Annotated in this window: 24 protein-coding genes and 3 pseudogenes; 3 read left to right on the top strand and 24 right to left on the bottom strand. The window is 36.3% G+C overall.

Annotation, left to right across the window (positions count from 1 at the left end; genetic code table 11):
• Positions 1–2: 2 nt before the first annotated feature.
• Both AC0IWE_RS26565 and AC0IWE_RS26570 read right to left on the bottom strand, forming a co-directional pair.
• Positions 3–380, bottom strand: coding sequence for a GxxExxY protein (locus AC0IWE_RS26565; RefSeq protein WP_471795400.1), 378 nt, complete (start codon positions 378–380; stop codon positions 3–5).
• 65 nt (positions 381–445) lie between these two features.
• Positions 446–2713 (bottom strand): helix-turn-helix domain-containing protein, encoded by a 2268-nt coding sequence (locus AC0IWE_RS26570; RefSeq protein ID WP_471795401.1) that lies wholly within the window; start codon positions 2711–2713, stop codon positions 446–448.
• 448 nt (positions 2714–3161) lie between these two features.
• On the opposite strand from AC0IWE_RS26570, the pseudogene AC0IWE_RS26575 reads away from it, so the two are divergent.
• Both AC0IWE_RS26575 and AC0IWE_RS26580 read left to right on the top strand, forming a co-directional pair.
• A pseudogene (locus AC0IWE_RS26575) lies at positions 3162–4746 on the top strand (peptide chain release factor 3).
• Between the two features lie 949 nt (positions 4747–5695).
• The gene (locus AC0IWE_RS26580) at positions 5696–6739 is read left to right on the top strand and encodes a hypothetical protein (RefSeq protein ID WP_471795402.1); all 1044 of its coding nucleotides are present in this window, start codon (positions 5696–5698) and stop codon (positions 6737–6739) included.
• Positions 6740–6949: 210 nt separating this feature from the next.
• Here the strand turns inward: AC0IWE_RS26580 and AC0IWE_RS26585 are convergent, their stop codons facing one another.
• The 17 genes and pseudogenes from AC0IWE_RS26585 to AC0IWE_RS26665 all read right to left on the bottom strand — a co-directional run bounded on the left by AC0IWE_RS26585 (position 6950) and on the right by AC0IWE_RS26665 (position 20684).
• Entirely contained in the window at positions 6950–7240 is a 291-nt protein-coding gene (locus AC0IWE_RS26585; RefSeq protein ID WP_471795403.1) for a type II toxin-antitoxin system RelE/ParE family toxin, read from the bottom strand.
• Complete coding sequence (locus tag AC0IWE_RS26590) at positions 7240–7446, bottom strand: DUF2683 family protein (RefSeq protein WP_055913082.1); 207 nt, start codon at positions 7444–7446, stop codon at positions 7240–7242. The genes AC0IWE_RS26585 and AC0IWE_RS26590 overlap by 1 nt, the downstream gene beginning before the upstream one ends.
• 129 nt (positions 7447–7575) lie before the next feature.
• Complete coding sequence (locus AC0IWE_RS26595) at positions 7576–8829, bottom strand: pyridoxal phosphate-dependent aminotransferase (RefSeq protein WP_471795404.1); 1254 nt, start codon at positions 8827–8829, stop codon at positions 7576–7578.
• Between the two features lie 108 nt (positions 8830–8937).
• Entirely contained in the window at positions 8938–9270 is a 333-nt protein-coding gene (locus AC0IWE_RS26600) for a type II toxin-antitoxin system RelE/ParE family toxin (protein WP_471795405.1), read from the bottom strand.
• A complete protein-coding gene (locus AC0IWE_RS26605; protein ID WP_055913091.1) occupies positions 9270–9458 on the bottom strand; it encodes a hypothetical protein in 189 nt (62 codons plus the stop codon). Before AC0IWE_RS26605 ends, AC0IWE_RS26600 begins: the two co-directional genes overlap by 1 nt.
• An 18-nt stretch (positions 9459–9476) precedes the next feature.
• Positions 9477–10809: pseudogene (gene argH, locus AC0IWE_RS26610) on the bottom strand (argininosuccinate lyase).
• A gap of 221 nt (positions 10810–11030) precedes the next feature.
• A complete protein-coding gene (locus AC0IWE_RS26615; RefSeq protein WP_471795406.1) occupies positions 11031–12095 on the bottom strand; it encodes a M20 family metallo-hydrolase in 1065 nt (354 codons plus the stop codon).
• Between the two features lie 114 nt (positions 12096–12209).
• A pseudogene (gene proC / locus AC0IWE_RS26620) lies at positions 12210–13019 on the bottom strand (pyrroline-5-carboxylate reductase).
• Positions 13020–13339: 320 nt separating this feature from the next.
• The gene (gene argB / locus AC0IWE_RS26625) at positions 13340–14128 is read right to left on the bottom strand and encodes an acetylglutamate kinase (protein WP_471795407.1); all 789 of its coding nucleotides are present in this window, start codon (positions 14126–14128) and stop codon (positions 13340–13342) included.
• A 112-nt stretch (positions 14129–14240) separates the two neighbouring features.
• Complete coding sequence (locus AC0IWE_RS26630) at positions 14241–15215, bottom strand: Rossmann-fold NAD(P)-binding domain-containing protein (protein ID WP_471795408.1); 975 nt, start codon at positions 15213–15215, stop codon at positions 14241–14243.
• Between the two features lie 129 nt (positions 15216–15344).
• Entirely contained in the window at positions 15345–16475 is a 1131-nt protein-coding gene (locus AC0IWE_RS26635) for an aspartate aminotransferase family protein (protein WP_471795409.1), read from the bottom strand.
• A gap of 31 nt (positions 16476–16506) precedes the next feature.
• Entirely contained in the window at positions 16507–16878 is a 372-nt protein-coding gene (locus AC0IWE_RS26640; RefSeq protein ID WP_471795410.1) for a four helix bundle protein, read from the bottom strand.
• A gap of 41 nt (positions 16879–16919) precedes the next feature.
• A complete protein-coding gene (gene argC, locus AC0IWE_RS26645) occupies positions 16920–17903 on the bottom strand; it encodes an N-acetyl-gamma-glutamyl-phosphate reductase (protein WP_471795411.1) in 984 nt (327 codons plus the stop codon).
• Positions 17904–17905: 2 nt separating this feature from the next.
• Positions 17906–18391, bottom strand: coding sequence for a GNAT family N-acetyltransferase (locus AC0IWE_RS26650; protein ID WP_471795412.1), 486 nt, complete (start codon positions 18389–18391; stop codon positions 17906–17908).
• A complete protein-coding gene (locus AC0IWE_RS26655; protein ID WP_471795413.1) occupies positions 18369–18719 on the bottom strand; it encodes a cupin domain-containing protein in 351 nt (116 codons plus the stop codon). Before AC0IWE_RS26655 ends, AC0IWE_RS26650 begins: the two co-directional genes overlap by 23 nt.
• A 71-nt stretch (positions 18720–18790) precedes the next feature.
• Positions 18791–19981 carry an argininosuccinate synthase gene (argG, locus tag AC0IWE_RS26660; RefSeq protein ID WP_471795414.1) on the bottom strand — a complete coding sequence of 397 codons (1191 nt, stop codon included), beginning with the start codon at positions 19979–19981 and terminating at the stop codon, positions 18791–18793.
• A gap of 1 nt (position 19982) precedes the next feature.
• On the bottom strand, positions 19983–20684 hold the full coding sequence (locus tag AC0IWE_RS26665) for an N-acetyltransferase (RefSeq protein WP_055913123.1): 702 nt from the start codon (positions 20682–20684) through the stop codon (positions 19983–19985).
• A gap of 580 nt (positions 20685–21264) precedes the next feature.
• Here AC0IWE_RS26665 and AC0IWE_RS26670 point away from each other — a divergent pair.
• On the top strand, positions 21265–21963 hold the full coding sequence (locus tag AC0IWE_RS26670; RefSeq protein WP_471795415.1) for a DUF4397 domain-containing protein: 699 nt from the start codon (positions 21265–21267) through the stop codon (positions 21961–21963).
• 103 nt (positions 21964–22066) lie between these two features.
• Here the strand turns inward: AC0IWE_RS26670 and AC0IWE_RS26675 are convergent, their stop codons facing one another.
• The 5 genes from AC0IWE_RS26675 to AC0IWE_RS26695 all read right to left on the bottom strand — a co-directional run bounded on the left by AC0IWE_RS26675 (position 22067) and on the right by AC0IWE_RS26695 (position 24313).
• Positions 22067–22204 (bottom strand): hypothetical protein, encoded by a 138-nt coding sequence (locus AC0IWE_RS26675; protein ID WP_471795416.1) that lies wholly within the window; start codon positions 22202–22204, stop codon positions 22067–22069.
• Complete coding sequence (locus tag AC0IWE_RS26680) at positions 22201–22620, bottom strand: hypothetical protein (protein ID WP_471795417.1); 420 nt, start codon at positions 22618–22620, stop codon at positions 22201–22203. Before AC0IWE_RS26680 ends, AC0IWE_RS26675 begins: the two co-directional genes overlap by 4 nt.
• A gap of 62 nt (positions 22621–22682) precedes the next feature.
• Complete coding sequence (locus AC0IWE_RS26685) at positions 22683–23051, bottom strand: hypothetical protein (protein ID WP_471795418.1); 369 nt, start codon at positions 23049–23051, stop codon at positions 22683–22685.
• Between the two features lie 18 nt (positions 23052–23069).
• Positions 23070–23756, bottom strand: a complete 687-nt coding sequence (locus AC0IWE_RS26690) for a hypothetical protein (RefSeq protein ID WP_471795419.1) — start codon at positions 23754–23756, stop codon at positions 23070–23072.
• A gap of 26 nt (positions 23757–23782) precedes the next feature.
• On the bottom strand, positions 23783–24313 hold the full coding sequence (locus AC0IWE_RS26695) for a RagB/SusD family nutrient uptake outer membrane protein (RefSeq protein WP_471795420.1): 531 nt from the start codon (positions 24311–24313) through the stop codon (positions 23783–23785).
• Positions 24314–24324: the final 11 nt, after the last annotated feature.

The following is a 24324-nucleotide window of genomic DNA, read 5'->3' on the forward strand; positions in this document are numbered from 1 at the left end:
AATTATAAGCCATTCACTACACGTTTTAATCCATCCTTCAACCTAATTACGTTAAAATTCATCAAAAGACCTAATTTGTAATTACCTAACTTCATATAGGTTAATGTTTGTGCTAAATGAATCTCATTAAATGCTTCTATACTTTTTAATTCTAATACTAATTTGCGCTCAACTAAAATATCAATTCGATATCCACAGTCTAGTTTTACCTCTTCGAAAATTAAAGGCATTATCTTTTCCTTTTCTACAAATAATCCTGCTTTAAGGATTTTATAATATAGACATTCCTTATAGGCACTTTCTAACAAACCAGGACCTAAAGCACTATGAACTTGTATTGCCAACCCGATAACAACTCTTGATAATTCATTTTCATCCATATCCCTGAAATTGCTTTTGTGCCCTTTGCGTTTTTTTCCTTAGTTTTCTCTGTGGTTAAACTTTTCTATTCTTCCGATGGAAACAACGATGCCAGCACCAACTTAATCTCTCCAAATGAATAATCTTTACCTAAAAACTCTCTTATTGTAGCCATCGATTTTGTTTTCTGACTTTCTATCGCATCACTTATATTTTTGATTTTATTGGCTTTTACCAATTTGGTTACATCAAGTTGCTGAGTAGAAACATAATAAGCGAGATGCCCTTCGATGGTTCCAGAAGAAAAACCACGCTCTTTTGCAATTTCTTCAATGGTTTTACCCTGCTCGTAAAGCTCAAAACTTACCAGCTTTGTATCAACTTTTGGTTCTTTTTTCTTTTTGTCGGCAGCCGATTTTACCTTAAGCGTTTCGCCCTTTAATTGAATTGCTTTTTGAAGTTGATTATTTCTTTCTACCGTATTTAATAGCGCATCGGTATCGGTTTTGCTAAATTCTTTTCCAGCAATAAGTGCCTGAAGCAACGCTTTACTTTTATGCATCTTTTTTAATTGCTCATACACTAAAATTTCAAGTTCGAGCAGCTCGGTTACATACGTTTTAATTTGTTTTTCTTCTTTTATGGTTTCAATTTGGGCAAGAAAACGGTCGGAAATTTCCTTAACCAGAGGATTGAAATATTTTAACGCAGCCTCTACCCTTTTCGATACATTGAATAAAGTATGCTCGGTTTGCTGTGCGAACAAATTTTTCAATTGATTAACAAAAGTATCGGCTGTAGCAGTGATTTTTTGGAAATCTGTATAAACTGTATCCGTCCAGTCTTCATATCGCTGTTTAGTTGATTTTTCACTTTTGTCGAAAGTCTGGCGGTGTTCTTTCAAATAGTAACGGATCAGGTTAAGGTCGAATGCAGCAATCAGGTAACTTCGAATAAAGCTATAACTCTCCAGACTGATCTGTTCGTTCAAAATCTCAGATGGTTGTTTCGTTTTAGAAAAATAATGCACATTCTGGTCCTGTTGCAAACCACTATCACGAAGATGAGAAGTTAGCACCAATCCTTTTAGCGAGCGTAAGCGCGACAATGCCACATAGGCCTGGCCGGGAGCAAAAGCATCGCCAACATCAATAATCGCTTTATCGAAGGTTAAACCCTGACTTTTATGTACCGTAATGGCCCAGGCAAGTTTTATAGGATATTGAATAAATGAACCCGCAACGTTTTCTTTAATCTCGTTTGTTGCTTCATCCAGTTTATACTTAACGTTTTCCCAAGTATAGGGTGAAATCTGAATCACTACTTTATCTTCGGGTAGCTCAATCTCAATCAGATCTTTTTCAATATGATGCACAACACCAATTTTCCCGTTGTAATATCGCTTTTCAGCAGTCATATCATTTTTGATAAACATGACCTGTGCCCCAACTTTTAGTTCCAAACTTTTATCATTCGGGTAAGCATACTCATTAAACTCTCCCTGAACCTTTGCTTCAAAAAAATAAGATTTGGTTTTCAGCTGGGTTAATCTTTCGCGGTTAATGCTATCGGCTTTATTGTTATGCGTGGTTAAGGTAATATAATTTTCATCGGCAGAGGGCTTAAAATCCTGTTTATAATGCTGTTTAAGTAAGGTAGTATCCTCGGCCGTGATTTTATTGTTGCGTAAATTGTTCAGCAGATCAATAAAAACAGCATCATCCTGGCGGTAAATTTTATCAAGTTCGATATATATTGGGGGATTATCATGCAGTGCCAAGGCATCAAAAAAATAAATGCTTTTATAAAATTTGGCCATAATGCGCCACTCATCATTTTTCACTACCGGAGGCAATTGATGCAGATCGCCAATAAATAATAGTTGTACCCCTCCAAACGGAAGATTTCTATTTCTCCGCACATAACGTAGCGCAAAATCAATCGCATCAAGCATATCAGCCCGTAACATACTCACTTCATCGATTACGAGCAACTCCAGTTCCTGCAACATACGCCGTTTATTGCCCTGCATATTCAGGTGTTTTACTAACGTTTTAGGCGTATTGAAATTGAAGTTAATATTTTCATTGATCAACCCTCCTGCAACATCCGGAAAAAAAGCTCCAAAAGGCATCTGAAACAGCGAATGGATAGTAACTCCGGATGCATTTATCGCAGCAATGCCTGTTGGGGCTACAATCAGTGCTTTTTTATGTGTAAGTTTAATCAGTTTTCTTAAAAATGTTGTTTTACCTGTTCCTGCTTTTCCTGTTAAGAAAACATGTTTTGAGGTATAATTAACAAATTTAGCCGCAATTTCTGCGGGCATAGAAGTTTCTTCTAAAGTGGGCATCGGCAGTAAAATTATAGTTTACAATAAACGGAGGGATGAATAAAGCTAAACATTTTAGCACAAAACTAAACAATGATTGATGAGAAAATTTATTTTTCAATGATAATTTTCAGCAATTACACATTCTTTTTTCTACAAAGCACCTTCTTGCAATAAAGATCTTTCGAAGCAAATGCAAAGGGCAGCTTCCTCCGCAATTTCACACCGGAATTAAATCGGAGCCATAGTATATGGCATAACTATAATTTCGAAAGTACCAGGGTATTAATTTCCGATTATTGCTAATATTAAATCTATTGCACACAAACTAAAACAATACAACAACCTAACAATTAATGATAAAGCTTTTTCTTATCTTTGCGGCCAGATGAAACAACAATATTCAAATCTTATAGCTGTTAAATTCCTTTAACAAGGTTTCATCTCTCTTTATACCCAAAATTTTATTATGCTTAACCCCGAAATAGAAAAACGTAAAACCTTTGCCATTATTAGTCACCCCGATGCGGGCAAAACCACACTGACAGAAAAATTTCTGCTTTTTGGTGGTGCCATTAATACTGCAGGAGCGGTAAAAAGGAACAAAGCGAACCAAAGTAACACCTCCGATTTTATGGAGATTGAGAAACAACGTGGTATCTCGGTGGCAACTTCGGTTATGGGTTTCGAGTACAGTGGTAAACGCATTAATATTTTAGATACACCTGGTCACAAAGATTTTGCCGAAGATACTTACAGAACTTTATCGGCTGTAGATAGTGTTATTTTGGTTGTAGATTGTGTAAAAGGTGTGGAGGAACAAACGGAAAAACTAATGTCGGTTTGCCGCATGCGTAATACGCCTGTAATTATCTTTATTAACAAAATGGACCGTGAAGGTAAAGAAGCTTATGATTTACTGGATGAAATTGAAGAAAAACTGAACATCAGCCTTTGCCCACTTTCTTGGCCAATTGGCCAGGGGCATACATTTAAGGGTGTTTACAGCATTTATAACAAACATTTAAATTTATTTAATTCAGATAAAACCAAAGTAACCGATTCGGTGGTTGCGGCCAGCGATTTAAACGATCCATCGCTACTAAATTATCTTAAAGAAAACGAGATCAATGCATTAAAAGATGACGTTGAGCTGGTTGATGGAATTTATGGCAAAATTGATAAAGATTTATATACCGATGGTTTGGTTGCTCCTGTGTTTTTTGGGAGTGCGATAAATAATTTTGGAATAAAAGAGCTTTTAGATACGTTTATTGATATCGCTCCGAGTCCACGGCATCGTGAAGCGGAAGAACGTGATGTATTGGTAGAAGAAAAGAATTTTAGTGGTTTTGTTTTTAAAATTCATGCCAATTTAGATCCAAAACACCGTGATAGGATTGCCTTTTTAAGGATTTGCTCTGGCAAATTTGAGCGCAACAAATTCTATTACCATACCCGTCAGGATAAAAAATTAAAATTCTCTAACCCAATGGATTTTATGGCGAATGAGAAAAGTATTGTTGAAGAGGCATGGCCGGGCGATGTGGTAGGTTTATACGACAGTGGCAACTTTAAAATTGGCGATACGCTTACCGAAGGCGAAAAACTGCAATTTAAAGGCATTCCGAGTTTCTCTCCTTCGATTTTTAAAGAAGTAGAAAATATGGATCCAATGCGTACCAAACAATTGGAAAAAGGAATTGAGCAGTTAACCGATGAAGGTGTAGCGCAGTTATTTGTAATGCAGCCAGGAAACAGGAAAGTGATTGGCGCAGTTGGCGAACTTCAGTTTGAGGTAATCAACTTCAGGTTGGAGCATGAGTATGGCGCTAAATGCCGCTTCCGTACTTTGAGTTATACCCAGCTTTAGCTGGGTAACTTCTACTGATCGGAAAAAATTGGATGAATTTGTTAAGCGAAAACAACAACATATTGGCTTTGATAAAGAAGCCAACCCGGTTTATCTTGCCGATAGTGAGTACATGATTAACTTAACAAAACAAGATTATCCTGATATTGAATTCCATAAAACAAGCGAATTTAAAAGCTAAGCCGAATTCTGAATAAAACTTTTAAATAAGATTAACCTTATAGACTTTAAAATCTGTGAGGTTTTTTTTATGTATAACATTTAATAAAATAATTCTTTTCATAGGTTTAAGCTTAAGAAACCAGGGCGTTAAACGTCATTGAGTTAAAGCTATCGACAAACAAATTTTGATAGGGTGTAAATCATTCAAATAAGGGGTCAAAATCACTCAAATAAGCATGGCCTATTTTATATATAATTGTTTAAGTTATATTAAATAAAATACCATTATGAGTATGTATACTAAATAATTCAAGTTATAAGAATAAAAAATACTTTATATGATAGTGATCTAGACAATATAATTCTCAACTCATACTTCCACCAAATATGACCCTATTTCAGATTAAAGCAAGATGTTAGTGCATTAACTATTTAGACAAAGATTAAGAACTAACCCAAATATTGTTTTTATTTACTAGCAGATAGTACTTTCTTCGTAGACTATAACTGACCCAATGTGAAACAACACAACTGAAGCATTTAATTAAAATCCTTTTTGTGTAAAATTTAACTTACAATACATAGTTAGTAGAGATACATCCTATCAGGACTAGTTTTTCGTGTAAAATAATTCTTTTGGGGCATATTGATACCAAGTGTTCGTTTACATTTGTTAACCCAGCCCGCTCAGCAGGCAATCGTCTACCTAACCTAAAACCTATGAAAAGAAACATCAAAAACATTTCCATCGTTGCGATGGGATCAATTGCAATTAGGCCTTTCAAGAAAATAATGAAGCCTTTAGCCTGGCAGAAAGCGTTCAAAAGCCAATACAGTTTTAAAGTATGTTCAATACCTTATTGTTCGGGCAGTTAATCGTATTACTAAATAACAGATTTTTTAAATTAAAACCTAAAAGCAGTTTACTTACCTAATCAAATTTAGTTTGCTGTAAATTATCTACCATCATGAAAAGAATTCTATTTATAGCAGTGTTAGCACTGCTTTTCAGTTGTAAAAAAACAACCCCTCCTACAGTTCTGGTTCAACCAAAAGTTTATAGTTTTGACACCAGCCAAAATTCATCACTAATGTTCCAAGATGGCGAAAGCTTGGATGTATTTACTTCACAAACGCGCCGTTTAAAAATTTCCAGCGTATTAAGCATCAAAGCAGCTACAGAAAAATCAATAGAAATCTCAAATTTTGCACCTGTAGATCTTGAAGATGCTATTGTATTAATTACCATAAAAGGACGCGAAAAACCTATTCAGTTACTAAAAATTAAAAAAATAAGGGCGCATGGTACCCAAATCATCAATTACCCTTTTGTGGATGGAGAAAGCAATTTTATCGACATAAACGGGAACGTAGTTGATCTTTCGGAATACAAAACAACCGGGATACCAGTTACAGATGTTCAATTTGATTTTTCAGGAGAAAATACGCTTATAAAAAAACTGAAAAAGCTATCAGTTTTAAAATGGGATGTAAGATTTTTAGATTTTGACCCTGAAAATAATCCAAATAACAGTTGGAAGGATGATCTTACACCGGCAGATGTTAGACTTTTTACAGGCCTTTTAATCAATTACGCTTACCTTATGCAGGATGAGGGTACAAAAAAAGAATTTTTGGCTGAGCCGATAAGTATTAATGAAGATGCTGAGTTTTTAACCTTGGAAGAAAAACAATCCACTTATCAGAATATTCTGAATATCAACAGAATTAATGCAGGAGTAGTGGTTGGCGTTAATGGCTTAGGGGGTGGAAGTACCTTTGGAATGGCCGAATGGGTTTTGAGAACTTATCTAAAAGAAGATATTTCTGCCGTTGCAGTACACGAACTTGGGCATGTAATAGGTTATGCACATTCTTCATCAATGACCTATCCTAGAAATGGTCATGGATTTACGGTTGCCTGCTCAAGAAACTATGAGAAAATAGCCAATGCCAATGAATTTCCTATTACCAAAGATAATTATTATAAACCAGCAGATTTCGCTGAATAACTTCGGATAAAGAGCTTACTCGAGATCAAAATATACCTGTATAAAGGATTAGACGAGGCAGCTTTAGCCTTTTAATATTCAAAAGCAATGTTCAGCAAGTAAATTGAGATGATATTAATATCATCAAATTATCTTGTATTAGCACTAAAATAATGCCCCCAAAAGTTTTATATTAGACTTAGGGGGTTTTATTCTTTTAGAAATAAAAAGTTAAAAAAACATAGGCTCTTGTCTGTTATCCCAAAAGAAAAGTATTTCTATCCGATCGGGCTTAACTTCATAAAAGAAAGAAGAAATCTTTTTGATCAATCCCTGTCGGATATTAGGATCAAAATCAGTTTCCTTATAAAGGAATGGCGAATCGCCGATCATTGATAGTGTTTTAATTGTGTTCTTTTTAAAATCACTTACGGCTTTCGCTCCTAATCTGTCGTTTATCTGAGCACAAATAGATTCAAAAGTTAAATATGCTGTTTCAGATATAACTACAGGCAGGCTCATTAGAGATTCGAAATTTTCTTTTTGAATTCCTCTAAAGAAAAACTTTTACCGGCTTTGATGTCCTCTTGTCCTTTTTTTATGCCAGATAAAACATGGGCTGGTAAAGAATTTTCTTTCCTTATTTCATACGGCACTTCCAATGCTTTAAGAAATGCCTTCAAGGCCTTTTCTTGTATTTTATCAGGATGAACAAGATAAGTTTCCATATTGTTTGATTTATATCTAATATACAAATTTACTATTATTAAATAATAACCTTTGCAAATTAGCATTGTTCTAACATTTGATAAAACCTCCTCTATACTAATTGAAGAGGTTTTATCAATATCACAAGCTTATTTCAGCTTGCTTAAAGCTGCTTTAATCCTCGGTAACATTTCTTTTATATCCTGCAAGGTACAGGCTCCAACTGATGCTCTGAACCAAGGCATACTATCTTCATTTCCGAAAGCAGAAAATGGAACCAATGCCGCTCCTGCTTCTTTAATAAGATAGAAATTTACATCAGCACTATCTTTTAAAATCTGTCCATCTTCTGTGGTCTTTCCAATGTAATCGATTTTTATTGTTAAATAAATAGCACCCATTGGTTCTACCGCATCAACATTAAAACCATCAGTTTTTAAATCGTTAAAGCCGTTATAAAGTGCGTTTAAACTGTCTTGAATTTTATCCTTAAAGCTGTCTAAAAATGCATCAACCTGTACTTTATCATTAAAATAGTTAGACATAGCCACCTGTTCCGCTTTTGGTGCCCAGGCACCCATATGACCAACAAGGGCTTTCATCCTATTGATAATATCTTCCGGACCAAAACCCCAACCCACACGCACACCTGTTGCAGCCAAACATTTAGAACTACCATCTACAAATACTGTGAATGGCCTCATTTCCGGACGTAAAGAAACTGGATTTACATGCTCTTTTCCAAAAGTTAAAAGTGAATAAATCTGATCATACATCATATATAATGGTTTCTCATCAGCTCCACGTGAAGCATTTTCTTCCAAAACTGCATCACATATTTCAGCCAAAGAATCGGCATCGAACATCGTTCCGGTAGGGTTTAAAGGCGAACATAAGGCCAATAAAGTTGCACCTTTTAAATGAGGTTTTAACTGAGCAGCTGTTGGCATAAAATTATGCGCTGCATCGGTTTCTACTGCAATGGTTTTTGCCGAAGTTAAGTGCGAGTAATGGTTGTTATTCCATGATGGTGCAGGGAAAACCACGGTATCTCCAGGATCGATCAAAGCCAGGTATGTGGCATAAATTAACGGACGGGAACCTCCAGATACTAAAATACTATTGGTATTGTATTCCAATCCAAACCTATCCTTTAACAATTCCGAAACTGTTTCTCTTAGGGGTAAAACACCATCAGCAGGTGGATAATTGGTTTGATTGGCGTTATAAGCCTCCACAATTCCAGCCTTTAACTCAGTTGGTATCGGGTAAATATTTGAATCAAAATCACCTATGGTTAAGTTAGCGATTGAAGCACCCTTGCGTTTCATTTCGTTAACCTCGTTACCAATTTTTATAATTTCTGAACCAATTAATGAACTGGCTAATACTGAAACTTTCATCTGTTTATATTTTCGTTATGTTGATCCGCCATCATGATTTGATAGTAATTCCATTATGGAACATCATTAAGAAGTGATCCTGTATGTTGAATGCTGATGTTAGCAGCTTTATAATGCTTTTATTATTATTTGAAGTTCCTTTTTATCAATACTACTTCCTTCCGATTTATCGTAGAGTGTTAACATATAAATAATTGTACCATCAGCACTGTTAGAAACTAAGTAAGTTATTATTCTAAATCCGCCGCTTTTACCTTTTCCTTTGCTTTTTATAGCAAGCCTAATTTTATATAAACCTGCGCCCAGATCATTGCCTTGGTGTGGATTTTCAAGAAGTTGTTCTTCAAGCCGATAAAGATCTTCTACCAGGGAAAGGTATTTCTTTTTATAGATTTTAGCTTTCTTGATAAATACAGCTGAATAAATAACCTCATTAGCCATTAAATGTCTTTTAAACTTAAAGACTTCCGTTTACCTTGCTGTATCTCTTTAATTTCTTTTAAAGCCTGGGCAATTTCAGAAGTTATCTGGTTAGTTGGTTCTGATTTAACTTTTGCACCAATTTTGCTAAGGAATTCTTTTACAAAACCTGCATCTTTATCCTTAATTTCTATTGTTAAAGTCGTCATAGCTACAAATTTAGCAAATTATTTAACCAAATCTTCTATTGCTTTATTCACTTTCCCGAAACCAAATTGAGCCAATACATTCTGCATGGCTGTAACGATTTGCTCGTTGCACCAGGTTGCCGATGCTGCCTTCATGTGTGTGATGTATTTGGCCGGATGGTGCAAAACTACCATTTTCTATCTGCTCGCCAACAATTTTGTAAGCTTCTCTAAATGGAACGCCTTGCAAAGCAAGATCATTCACCACTTCAACACTAAATAGGTAGTCGTATTTTTTATCTTTTAAAATATCATCTTTTATAGTAATGTTCTGAAACATAAAAGTGGCGATCTCCAAACATTCGTTTAATGAGGTAATGGCTGGAAATAGATTTTCTTTTAACAATTGTAAATCGCGGTGATAACCAGAAGGCAAGTTGGTAATCATCATGGCTATTTCATTCGGCAAAGCCTGGATTTTATTGCAACGCGAGCGGATCAACTCAAAAACATCAGGATTTTTTTTGTGTGGCATAATGCTTGAACCTGTGGTAAGCTCTGCCGGAAAACTGATGAACCCAAAATTTTGATTGATAAATAAACACACATCCATAGCCATTTTAGCCAATGTTGCCGCAACAGCAGACATGGCCTGACCTAGAATTCTTTCTGTTTTACCACGCCCCATCTGAGCATAAACCACATTATAGTTTAAGCTTTCAAAGCCCAGCAAATTTGTTGTTAAAGTTCTGTTTAAAGGGAATGAAGAACCATAACCGGCGGCAGAACCGAGAGGGTTTTTATTGCATATTTTCCACGCAGCCAACATCAATTCCATATCATCAGCAAGGCTCTCTGCATATGCACCAAACCACAAACCAAATGAAGATGGCATGGCAATCTGCAAATGCGTATATCCCGGCATCAATTTATCTTTGTGCGTATTGCTTAACTCAATTAACTGATTAAATAATGTTGATGTTTGCCCAACCATATCTTCTATACAAGCCCTGAAAAACAACTTTAAATCAACCAAAACCTGATCATTACGTGATCTGCCACTATGAATTTTTTTGCCAGCTTCTCCAATGCGTTGTGTTAGCAGCCATTCTACCTGAGAGTGTACATCCTCTACACTGTCTTCGATGGTGAAGTTTCCGGCTTCAATTTCTGCATAAATATTTTTCAGTTCTTGCTGAACTGTTTTCAATTCTTCGGCAGTTAGCAAGTTAATGGTTTCTAACATTTGAGTATGCGCCAGAGAACCCAATACATCAAACTTTGCCATTTGCAAATCCAGTTCACGGTCTTTTCCAACGGTAAAGCTTTCTACAAACTGATTTACATCTATATTTTTTTGCCAGATTTTCATTCTATCTTATTTTAAAAGATAATGAAGTCCGCTAAGCAGATTCATTATAATTTTATTTAACTATGGAACTATAAAGTTTTACGGATTTTGCAAATATTTTGAACATTGTTCAGGATTTATTGCAGTTCCAGGCAAGAAAACTCATCTTGTGCTATAAAACCATATATAAATTCTTTTTTCTCTAATAAAGTGTTTGCTATACGTACCTCCCAATGACCGTTTTATTGTATAACCGGTTTTAGCATATTTACATATCCTTCAACACCCTCTGCCACCTCGTTAACATACAAAAACTCATCGGCCATGTGTGAACGACCTGAAAAACCTGGGCCGCATTTTACGGATGGAATATCCAGCAAGGCCTGATCTGATGTGGTGGGTGAACCATAAGTAGTTCTTCCAAGCGAAACACCAGCCTGCACAACGGGATGGTTTTTATCAATTGAAGATGGCTTTAAACGGATAGAACGCGGCGTTACGTCACAATCCACATTTGAACGGATAATTTCTAAAACTTCCTCATTTGTATATGCATCAGTAACCCGAACATCCACAGTAAACGTACAATTAGCAGGAACAACGTTATGTTGAGAACCTGCATTAATAATGGTAACCGTCATTTTTAAAGGACCAAAAACTTCTGATACCTTGGGAAACTGATAATTCCTAAACCATTCGATATCTTTTAATGCTTTGTAAATGGCATTCTCTCCTTCTTCGCGGGCAGCATGACCTGCTTTTCCGTGCGCTACACAATCCAACACCAATAAACCCCGTTCGGCAATTGCTAAATTCATTTCTGTTGGTTCGCCAACTATACCAAATTCCAATTCACCTAAATCTGGCAAAACCAATTCTAAACCATTATTACCAGAAATTTCTTCCTCAGCAGTTGCGGCCAGACAGATGTTGTATTTTAAATTTTCTTGATCGTAATAATATAAAAAGGCCCCTATTAACGAAACTAAACAACCTCCAGCATCGTTACTGCCCAAACCAAATAACTTATCGCCTTCAATTGCAGCATCATAAGGATCGCGGGTATAACCTGAATTTGGCTTAACCGTATCGTGATGTGAATTTAAAAGTAATGTGGGCTTTTTTGCATCAAAATGCTTGTTGTAAGCCCAAATGTTATTCATTTTACGCTGAGTTTTAACCCCTCGCTCTTCCAAAAATTGAGCGATTAAATTCGCTGTCCGGTCTTCTTCTTTACTGAAAGATTGGATGCGGATTAACTGTCGCAATAAATCCAGACTTTCTTTTTGTATATTTTCTAATGACATATTATTATCAAGTAGTTGGCATCCGTTATCAAGACTGGGTCTTTAAACCTTTTACCTTTATTATCTTTCAGTTTCAATTTTAAGATTGGTAATAAAAACCAAACCCTACATTACCTAACTTTCTTTAGTATATAAATTCCCTGCTTTTAAAGCCGAAAGCTTAATACCTTTAATTAATGAAGAACTAAAACCATTGTGTTCCATTTCGTTTAATCCGGCAATGGTACAGCCTTTCGGCGAAGTTACTTTATCTATCTCTGATTCTGGGTGTGTTCCGTGCAATAAAAGCAAATCTGCTGCTCCTTTTGCCGTTTGAACTGCCATTTTTAAAGCTTCATCGGCATGGAAACCAATTTCTACCCCACCTTGCGATGCAGCCCTGATGGCCCTTAAAAAAAACGCAATTCCACAGGCACAAAGCGCTGTAGCAGAAGTCATTAAATCCTCATTTATCTTCACAACCGAACCTACAGTTTCGAACATTCTGGTCACATCTTCAATATTTTCCGATGAAGCATTATCGCTTGCCATACATGTCATGGATTGTCCGATGGCAATTGCCGTATTTGGCATTACACGGATTACCTCTACCTCCTCACCCAGTTTCTCTCTAACCGCAGCGCAGCTTACCCTGAGATAACCGAAATAACCAAATGTTTTGCGGCATCTATCGAAGTGTTAATTTCATCTAAAACGGTATTTAATTGTTGGGGCAGAACAGCCAAAATTACAACATCAGCATCAACCACAGCCTGTTTATTGTTATTGCTAACGTTAAAACCAGCTTCGGCAAAAGATTTTAAATGATCGGTATTTCTACGGGTAAGCGTAATATCGGCAGCTTCGAGCAAAGTTGGCCTTTACTAAGCCTTTTGCTAAAGATAAACCGATGTTTCCACTACCAATTATGGCTATTTTTTTCATGTGGTTCGTTTTTATATTGTTTCAGTTGGTTACTGATTAATTTTCTTCGGAAAAGTAATTGTAGTAATGCTATTGATATTTAGTCCTGCTATCCGTTACAAGCCCGATGAAAAATCGGGCCTTTTCACTACTATCAGGTTTATTTTGCAAAAGCAGCAGTAATCGGTTTCTTTTCCCAGCTAGCCCATTATTTTTACACGATTAAGAACATCAAATTAAAAATTCTTTGCAAGCTTCGTGCTTTAGTGGTCAAAAAGCTTAAAAAAATATTCCTAGGCACATCGCTAATACTTTTACCTTCAACCTTTTTACCTTCAACCTTATTTAAGCATCTTAGTTCCAAAAGTTTCTGCTGCAAGTTCAGCAAGCTCATCGGCTTTTCCTATATATACTGCCGAAACCCCTTTTTTAATTGCTTCAAAGGCATTGTGTAATTTTGGTATCATACCACCTTGTACGGTTCCATCGGCTTTTAAACCTTCAAATTCATCAGCCTTGATTTCTCTTACTACAGAACTGTCATCATTTACATCTTTGAGTACACCCTTTTTCTCAAAGCAATATACCAAACGTGTTTCGTATAATGATGACATTGCCACTGCAACGGAAGATGCAATGGTATCGGCATTGGTGTTTAAAAGCTGAGTATCCCCATCGTGTGTTATGGCGCATAATACAGGCACCAAACCGGCAGTTAGTAAAGAATCTAAAGTTGTTGCAGAAACAGAATTTTCATCCAGATCACCTACAAAGCCGTAATCAATTTCTTTAACCGGACGTTTTTTTGCTTTGATGATATTTCCATCAGCACCTGTTAAGCCAATGGCATTGCTTCCTTTGGCTTGCAACTGCGCAACCATATTTTTATTAATCAATCCGGCATATACCATGGTTACAATCCGCAGGGTTTCGATATCAGTAATTCTTCTACCCTCAACCATTTTAGCTTCAATGCCTAACGATTCGCCTAGTTCAGTTGCAATTTTACCCCCGCCGTGCACCAGAATTTTATCTCCTGGCAATGCTGTAAAATCCAATAAAAACTGATGCAGGTTTTCGGAATTATCGATAACATTTCCACCGATTTTTATGATTGTAAGTTGTTTCATAATTTATTCTTATCGTGGTTCGTGTCTCTACCAAACACATTAATACTTTTATTTTACCATATTAACAATTTCGGCTCTTGAGAACACAAGCCTAGGCATATAGCAATAGTTATTATTTCAATTCCTCCAATATCGCTTTAATCACCGCCTGTGCAGCCCATAAACGGTTCCCGGCTTCGTGGATCACCAATGAATTTGGTCCGTCCAATATCTCTGATGACAATTCCAGATCACGGCGCACTGGCAGGCAATGCATCACTTTAGCATCGTTGGTAAACTTCAACTTCTCGTTATTCATCATCCAGCCATCCGGATAAGTTAACACCTTTCCGTATTCTTTGTAACTGCTCCAGTTTTTTACATACACATAATCTGCGCCAGCCAAAGCTTCTTCTAAATTGTATTGAATATCGGCATTTGGTGTAAAATCTTCTGAAAGTTCATAACCCTCGGGCTGGGCGATTGTAAAATCTATCATCCCCTCGGCCTGGGCTTTACACATCCACTCTGCAAAAGAGTTTGGCACCGCCTGAGGTAATGCTTTAACATGAGGTGCCCAAGCTAAAACTACTTTAGGTTTGCGGCCGTCAGGTTGCTTTATCCAGGTTTCGTGGATGGTGATTATATCAGCAAAGCTCTGTAAAGGGTGACGTGTTGCGCTCTCTAAACTTACTACTGGTACAGCACAATATTTCACAAATTTATTAAAGAAATCTTCGCTGTAATCTTCCTCACGATTATTTAATTTCGGGAAAGAACGAAGACCTAAAATATCACAATACTGGCCCATAACGGCAGCTGCTTCGCGGATATGTTCAACTGTTGAGCCGTTCATTACCACACCATCCTGCGTTTCCAAAGCCCAACCTTCTTTATCCATGTTCATCACCATAACATTCATACCTAGGTTTAGGGCAGCTTTTTGCGTACTTAAACGGGTACGTAAACTTGGATTCATGAATACTAAGCCCAACGTTTTATTTTTACCTAAACCTTGGTGCGCGTAAGGATTTGCTTTTAATGCAAGAGCATCATTTACAAATTTTTTGATGCTTGGAACATCATGTACGGAAGTGAAAAGTTTCATTTTTAATATAAATTAATTTATCCCTGATCCGTCACCCTGAACTTATTTCAGGATCTTTTTCTACTGTAGATGCTGAAATAAATCCGATAATTATCGGATCAGCATGACGATCGACCAAATACACAATATCTATTTTACTAATTTTCTAAAAGCAGCTAAAAATTCATCAGCATGTGCTTTTGTTAAATTTAAAGCTGGCAATAAACGGATTACGTTAGGTTTTGCCTCACCTGTAAAAATATGATGGGTAAACAATAATTCTTTTTTTACATGTGCCAGTTCTGCAGGTAATTCTATACCGATCATTAAGCCACGGCCACGAACTTCTACAACCTGCTCAAATTTTTTCAATTCGGTAACCAAATAATCGCCAATTTCTTCAGCGTTTTTCATTAAGTTATATTGTTCCATTACTTCGAGCACTGCCAAAGCGGCCGCACATGCTAAATGGTTACCTCCGAAGGTTGTACCCAACTCGCCGTGCCAAGGTTTAAATTTTGGGGCGATAGAGATTCCCGCTACCGGAAAGCCGTTACCCATCCCCTTTGCCATGGTATATACATCAGCCTCTACACCGGAGTAATCATGCGAGTAAAAAAGGCCTGTTCTGCCATAACCGCATTGAACTGAATCGGCAATGTATACAGCATTATATTGATCACAAAGTGAACGGATTTTTTGTAAGAAACTTTTTGATGCTTCCTTTATGCCGCCAACGCCCTGGATACCTTCGATAATTACCGCTGAAATTTCATCGCCTTGTGCTTTAAAAGTATCTTCTAAAGCCACCTCATTGTTAAATGGCAAGAAGATAACATTTTCTGTCTGGTTAACTGGTGCTACAATTTTAGGATTATCAGTTACGGCAACAGCCAACGATGTACGTCCGTGGAAAGCACCGGTAAAAGCAATTACTTTTTTTCTTCCATTGTAAAATGAAGCCAATTTTAAAGCATTCTCGTTAGCTTCGGCACCTGAATTACACAAAAATAATTGGAAATCCTTTTTGCCAGATACTTCACCAAGTTTTTCTGCAAGCTGAACCTGCAAAGGAATTTTTACTGAATTTGAATAAAAACCAACTTTATTTAACTGATCAGTCAAACGGCTAACATAGCGAGGGTTGGTGTGACCGATTGAAATTACAGCATGACCGCCATATAAATCTAAATATTGTTGTCCGTTAGCATCCCAAACATTGCTGCCTGCTGCTTTGGTTATTTCTATATCGTTAAGTGGGTAAACGTCGAATAGTTGCATTTTATAAGGTATAAGGTTTGAGGTGTAGGGTTTAAGGTTTTTTCACTCCACTTCTCAAAAATTTTAAAAATGAAATTAGCATTGCCCTAACTTCGTTAATTGAATTGTTTACTTTTAAATAATCATCTTCGCTTATATACTTTAATTCAGAAGCACATAAACAGCAATAATCTATCTCGTTTGCAGAACCTAAAGCATTATCAAGAAAATGTGCAAAATCCTTATCAGTAAATCTTCCACATCCTTCAACTATGTTCAAGGGAATTGATAAAGAAGCTCTGGTAAGTTGTGAGGTTAATTCAAATCGCTCTTCTTTTGGAAATTGAGTTGCAATATCCTTTTTGATGAACATATTTAGCTCATGTGCTTTTTTCCAAACGTCAAGTTTTTTATAATCTCTCATGCTTTTACCTTACGCCTTAAACCTTACACCCTCTACCGTAATTAAAAATTCGCTGCTTTTAACCTAAGCCCGGCTGTTTCATCCAGTCCAAACATTAAATTCATGTTCTGAACAGCTTGTCCGCTGGCACCTTTAAGTAGGTTATCGATAATGCTGATGATAAATAATTTACCGCCATGTTTTTCTACATGAACAAGTGCTTTATTGGTATTTACAACCTGTTTTAAATCGATATTGTTCCTACTTGCATGTGTGAAAGGATGATTGCTATAATATTCTTCGTAGATCTTTTGCGCTTCTTCCAAACTCAAATCGCTTTCCAAATACATAGCAGCTAAAATTCCCCTGGTAAATGCACCACGTTGAGGGATAAAATTTAGTGCTTCAGAAAGTGAGGGCTGCAATTGCAATAAACTTTCACTAATTTCATTCAGATGCTGATGTTCAAATGCTTTATAGATGGAAAGATTATTGTTTCGCCAGCTGAAGTGTGAGGTGGTGGACAAGCTTTGTCCGGCACCGGTTGAACCTGTTGTGGCGTTAATGTGAACTTCTTTCTGGATCAAACCTTTTGCGGCCAATGGCAACAAACCCAATTGGATACAAGTAGCAAAACAGCCTGGATTGGCAATATTTTTGGCCGTTTTAATTTTATCACGGTTCAATTCTGGCAATCCGTAAACGAATTCGCGGTTTTCGAATGTCGATTTTTCATGTAACCTGAAATCCTGAGATAAATCGATAATTTTAATATGCTCATTGATTGGGTTAGCAGCTAAAAACTTTTTTGCGTCGCCATGACCAACACAAAGAAAAAGCACATCAATATCTTGTGGAATATCGCTTACAAATTTTAAATCTGTATCGCCTATCAAATCGGTGTGTACATCAGAAATCAGGTTTCCAGCGTTGCTTGTACTGTTTACAAAAGCAATTTCAACATTTGGGTGATTAACCAGGATGCGTAACATTTCGCCTCCTGTGTAACCTGCACCACCGATTATTCCTGCTTTAATTTTATTCATCTCTATGAGTTTAATGCTATTTTATAAAGAAAAAATTCTTCGTCATTTCCCTGTTTTACAAAACCTATACTTTCGTATAAATGCTGGGCAATGTGGTTATCAATAGCGGTTTCCAATTGTACAAATGTAGATCCATTGGTTTTAGCAAAATCTATGGCTGTTTTAATCAACTTTTCGCCTATTCCTTGCTTTCGGTAAGCTGTATCAACATACAAATCGTTCAAAATCCAGTTTTTACTCAATTTGACCGACGAGTATTTAGCATATAACTGCGTAAAACCTACTGTTTTTTGAGTATTGCGATCAATGGCAGCAAAAATGATGGATTCATTATTTTGCAATCTTTCATCTAAGAAAGCCTTAGCCATTCCGATATCCGAAAACTGATTATAGAAAATACGATATTGGTTAAACAGGCCAGCCACTAAATGTCCTTCTTCCGGTCCAATCTGGTTAATCATTATATTACTCACAATCGGTTCTGTCATTTTGGGTTGATGGATATGAAAAAAGTAAAAATTCCAAATCATCAACGCCATTGTTCATGATTTTATGCTTATCTCCAGCTTTAATCTGTAAACCTGTATTGGCTTCAACGGTAAAAATCTCGCTTTCAATTAAAAATGTCGCCTCTCCTTTCAATATGAAGAAAAATTGCTCCGCATAAGTATGAAAATGTAATTTTTCAGCGGTTTGGGCTGGCATTAACTCTTGTTTAATTGCTACCTCTGGCTTACTTATAAAATTCCATCCATAACAGTTATCTCCCCATTTATAGTGGCTTAAACAATTATATTTTGAAAGAATTTCACTCATTTCTATTGATCCAGTATTAGAAAAAGGCAAGTTTCTATATTGCCTTTTCCATCATCCTTTTTATATAAAGCCTATGCTTCTTCATTATTTACCTTATGCCAGATCATCACCTGGTTACCAAATATTTTAGAGAAACCTTTCACATCTTCTCCGCTCCAGGCATTGTTCATTTCACCGTAGCTACCAAATTTATTGCTCATTAAATCATGGTTAGATTCAATTCCGATAATCTGGAAACGGTATGGCAACAATTCTACAAACACTTTACCGCTCACAAATTTTTGTGTATCCGCCAAAAATGCCTCGATATTCCGCATAATCGGATCATGAAACTGACCTTCATGCAGCCAGTTACCATAAAAAGATGACAATTGCTCTTTCCAGCTTAGCTGCCATTTGGTTAAGGTGTGTTTTTCTAAAGTATGGTGTGCTTTGATAATGATAATCGGACCCGCAGCCTCAAAACCTACACGGCCTTTAATACCGATAATGGTATCACCAACGTGGATATCTCTACCAATACCGAATGGCTGGGCAATGGCCTGTAACTTTTGGATTGCACGAACAGGTGCTAGTTTTTCGCCATCAATGGCAACCAATTCGCCTTTTTCGAATGTTAATTCAACTTTACGCGATTCTGTTTCCGACACCTGGGTTGGCCATGCACTTTCTGGTAAAGTTTCGTTTGAGGTTAAAGTTTCTTTACCTCCTACCGATGTTCCCCATAAACCTTTGTTAATCGAATATCTTGCTTTTTCAGCACTGTATTCTACACCATGCTGGGCTAAATATTCAATTTCTGCCTCGCGGGATAATTTTAAATCTCTTATTGGGGTAATGATTTCAACTTCCGGAATTAAAATGTTAAAAATCATATCGAAACGAACCTGATCGTTACCAGCTCCTGTACTTCCATGGGCTACATAATCAGCACCGATTTTTTTTACATAATTGGCAATAGCAGTGGCCTGACTTACACGCTCTGCACTAACAGATAATGGGTAAGTAGCATTTTTTAATACGTTACCAAAAACCAGGTATTTAATGCAACCCTCATAATAACTTTCTGTTTCATCAACAACAGCATGCGATTTTACGCCCAAAGCATATGCTCTTTTCTCAATTTCCTGCAACTCTTCGTCAGAGAAACCACCAGTGTTTACAATTACTGAGTGAACTTCCAATCCGCGATCCTGTGCTAGGTAAATACAACAAAATGAGGTATCTAAGCCTCCGCTAAATGCTAAAACAACTTTTTTCATGCTATTTATTAAATAAAAAGGTAAATAAAAATAAAAGGGCTTTTAAGCCTGTTTTGGGCTTAGGTTTAACAACTAAACGTTGCTTGATGCGCATAAAACGCTCATATAATTTGGGTTTCTTTTGCAGTTCTTCGGCAAATTGTTTGGCTACTTCATGTTTCTTTTCAGCAGGATCATAAAGCATGGCGGTGCACATACAGTTTTTACGCTCTTTCATCTTTAGAATTTCAAAGTTGACGCAGCTCTGGCAGCCTTTCCAAAATTCTTCATCCTGGGTAAGTTCGCTGTAGGTTACAGGTTCGTAGCCCAAATCAGAATTGATTTTCATTACCGCCAAACCAGTTGTTAAACCAAATATTTTTGCCTTTGGATATAACCTTCTGGATAAGCCAAAAATCTCATTTTTAATGGCTTTCGCTAATCCTGCCTTACGGTATTTAGGACTTACCACTAAACCACTATTGGCCACAAACTGACCATGGCTCCAGGTTTCTATATAGCAAAATCCTGCCCATGAACCATCTTTGTGGAAAGCAATAACCGATTTGCCTTCTTGCATTTTATTGGAAATGTATTCTGGCGAACGCCTGGCAATTCCTGTTCCACGAGCTTTTGCAGATTCTGCCATCTCGGTAACTATTTCTTCTGCAAATACACGATGTTCAGGAAGTGCGACCTGCACTATAAATTCGTTAATATCCATTCGTTTTCTAACGAAAAATTATAAGTATTCTTGTTAATTGGGTTTTTAGAGAGGATCAATTCCTCGTTACGTTTAGTGTGGGTACTAAATACGTGGAGTGAAATTTTGCCGGCTTGTGGGAAAATAAAATACAGTGAAAAATGATTAATAAACAAACCTTTCCCAGACACCATTTGTGTTGAGGAAACTGAAAGTTTATGTAAAATTTGTTTAATCATTTCTTGCGTATTAAAACGGCTTTAACTCTATTGAGGTGCAAAGGTTTAAATAAAAATCGAGTTACACAATAATATCGTGATTTTTTTATGTTAAGCTTTTGGTTTTATTAAACTAATCTGACTTTATTGGCCTATAATGATGCTTTAAGGAATGCTAATAAGTTTCACTTCTATTAAATAGCCACACCTTTTTAGCTATTAAAATTATCATTGTTAAATAAACTGATAAAACTTTAACATCTGCTTAACATCATTTAACATCCTGCTATGCCGTTTAAACCTAATATTTGTATGCCTGTAGCGAATGCTACTTAGCCATCGTTTTATTGATGTTCCATAAAAAATAAATCAAATTAAAAAACATGAAGAATTTTACTCCAATTCATTTCAAACCACTTACTTTCCTTTTTATAGCCGCACTAATTGCATTAATTTCTTGTAAAAAAACAGAAACCGCCGATCCTACAATAGCTTATATCAGGGTAATTAATACTTCTCCATCTTTGGCAACATATAATGCCTATTTTAATGGTAACTTAATTAGTTCGGCAGCTTTGCCATTTGGCGGTTCTGCATCCTATACTTCATATGCTGCAGGCACTTATAGTTTAAAATTTACCACTGCCAGCAGTTCTGAAAGTATATTAACCAAAACACTGGCACTAAGTGCAAGCACCTACAATTCATCTTATCTGATCAATAAACCTGGCGCATTGGATGTTTACACCATTGGTGATGACCTATCGCTGCCGGCAACGGATAAAGCTTATATCCGTTTTATCAATTTATCGCCAGATGCACCTGCTCTTGATTTAGCAAAAACTAGTGCCACTACCACATTAATTACCAATAAAGCTTTTAAAAACGCAAGCGGATTTATTGCCGTGGATGCAGGAACCTACACTTTTGATGCAAAGGAAACTTCAACAGGAACAGTTAAAGCTACCTCTGTAAGCACAACTTTAATAGCAGGATATCATTATGATGTGATATGTGGTGGTTTGGTAACACCAGCAAATGACACAGAAGCGGGCATCAAGCCTCCAAGCGATATTGATTAAATAATCAAAATTGTATAAATATTAAAAAAGGGCAATTTTCGATATGAAAATTGCCCTTTTTATGTAAGAATCACAAGTAAGAGGCTATTAAATAGCTGCTATTTTATTTTTTGGTAACATCAGGAAATTTTACCTGAATTACATACGTTCCTTCTAGTTTCAATTGCCAAGACCATCTAGGGTTTACAGAAAAAGTACCAAGAGATGCAGGAAAATTATCAACAGTTACAAACTGACTCAAAATATATAGTACATCAAAAAGCCCCAATCGGTAGTTGGTGTAACATATTTTGTAAGTGGGAACGGCGCTACTTCAAAATCGCAAATCATTGCAGTATCAGTTTTGATTACCGGATTAAACTTTGCATAGTTTTCGAAAATTGGCCTATCGCCCCTTTGAATAATTTCTCCAGCTTTTGGATTAAATACTTTTCCATTTTTATCAACCATTTTCAAAATAGCTCTTGCTCCTTGATTTGAAATTTTAGTACAGGTAATAATAGGATTTTTCATTGGCGTTGCAGCTCCACTGATATCGTTAAATGCATTTGCAACATTATCTGTAATGGTAAATAAGTCATCTAATTCAGGATCTACCACATTAATTGTAGCCAGCTTAGGAAAAAGCTTTGTGCCGGTAACATTGGTCATTTCCACATCAAAAATATATTTACCTAACGGAATGTTAGTTGAATGCCCTGTTAAACGTTAATTGTCCGCTATTTTCGTTGAAATACATTGGCAATCTTTTTACCAATTCGCGTTTTTTCATTTAAAAGTTCAACTGTTACATCCTTTTCCGGATCGAAACTGGTACCTTCCTTAAATACCAAAATTTCATATTCCTTAGAAAATTCTGCAGGTGCGGGCGAGCCATCCTCTTTTCTTAAATTTAGCAATTTAAATGTATAAGGAGGCGTAGAACCATCTGCATTGATTCTGTCTGACTGGAAAAGGATTAACCCCCTCTTTGCAAAGATATTGTTATCTTTATAACGGATACCATTACTCTGAAAACCCTTCTCAATTTTTGTGCAGGCGTACATGCTTAATACAAACAGTACACCTAAAATATATTTAACTTTCATCTTAATTAAAGTTTATGGTTAATTTCCTAATGGTTGTCCGTTGAAAAACAACCTGTGATTACCGTTTAAAACATGAACTATTCCAGTTTTCGTAATTATTCCGGAGGTTTGCACATCTTCAGCTTTATCTCTCTGATTATCTGGTATGGCATTTAAATCCGGCTCTTTATCATCTCTTGTACCTATTACTTTGGTATAAGTAACATAATCTACGTAATTTAAGTACTGAGTGTATTCGAAAGACCGCCTAAATTTTATCAAATATTGAACATTTGGCACGGAACCAAGCAAACTATTGTACAGCTTACCTGCCAAGGTAATTTGATCTCTGTTGATTTTGCCTGCAAATAGGTAGGTTTTTAACGAATCGCTCAACTCCTGTGCTGGAATATCCTTAATTCCAAAATCAAAGTTTTCTTTTTTGATCTCAAGACTTTTCTGATACTTTTTTGCTTTCACATAATCAGCAATACCATAATTTGTGGTTGCAAAAAAGGTTACATCTCCGTTTACAACATCTTTTAAACCGGCTCTATCAATCACATTAACCAACGAATCAAAATTCCTGTTGGATTTTAAGTAATCATAAGTGGTCATATCAACGTTGGCATTACTTGGGCCTCCATCTCGCTTATAGTCGTCTTTTTTACATGCCGATAAGGCCAGCAAAACAATCGCTATATATATTAAAATATTATTTTTCATGTTTTTTAATCTAAGGATCAACTTATTTATACTTTACCCAACCAATATGTGGTCTGTTTCAATAATGGATTGTTTCTAAACAAAGCAGGATCAACAGGCCAGTAAAAGCCTTCTTTCCTAAATCTTTCAACTGGCAGCCAGTCTACCACATTTGAATACCTCCTGGTACGCAACAAATCATAAAAAAGGTGGCCTTCGAGGAACATTTCTCTTGAGCGTTCTGTAATGTATTCATCCATAACATCACTTACAGATAAGCCATTCTCTACCAATACAGGATTAGGATCGTTTCGTCTTCTAAAAGTATTGATAATTGCTGTAGCGGTAGCAGCATCTCCTTTATAAAGTGCAATTTCGGCTTTTAGCAACCGCATATCTCCCAACCTGAAGATGATGATGTTGTTGCTTAAGTAAGGATTTAATTTCTGGCCCGGATTTCTGTAAATTACGTTGCTGTATTTAATACACACTGGCTTTTCAGGCAAGGTAACATCAAACCCTTTCTTATACCGGATATCGGTATCAGTATAAAAATTATTAAAGTAACTTGGTACCACGTAATACCTTG

The organism is Pedobacter sp. AC402 (genome assembly GCF_979252805.1).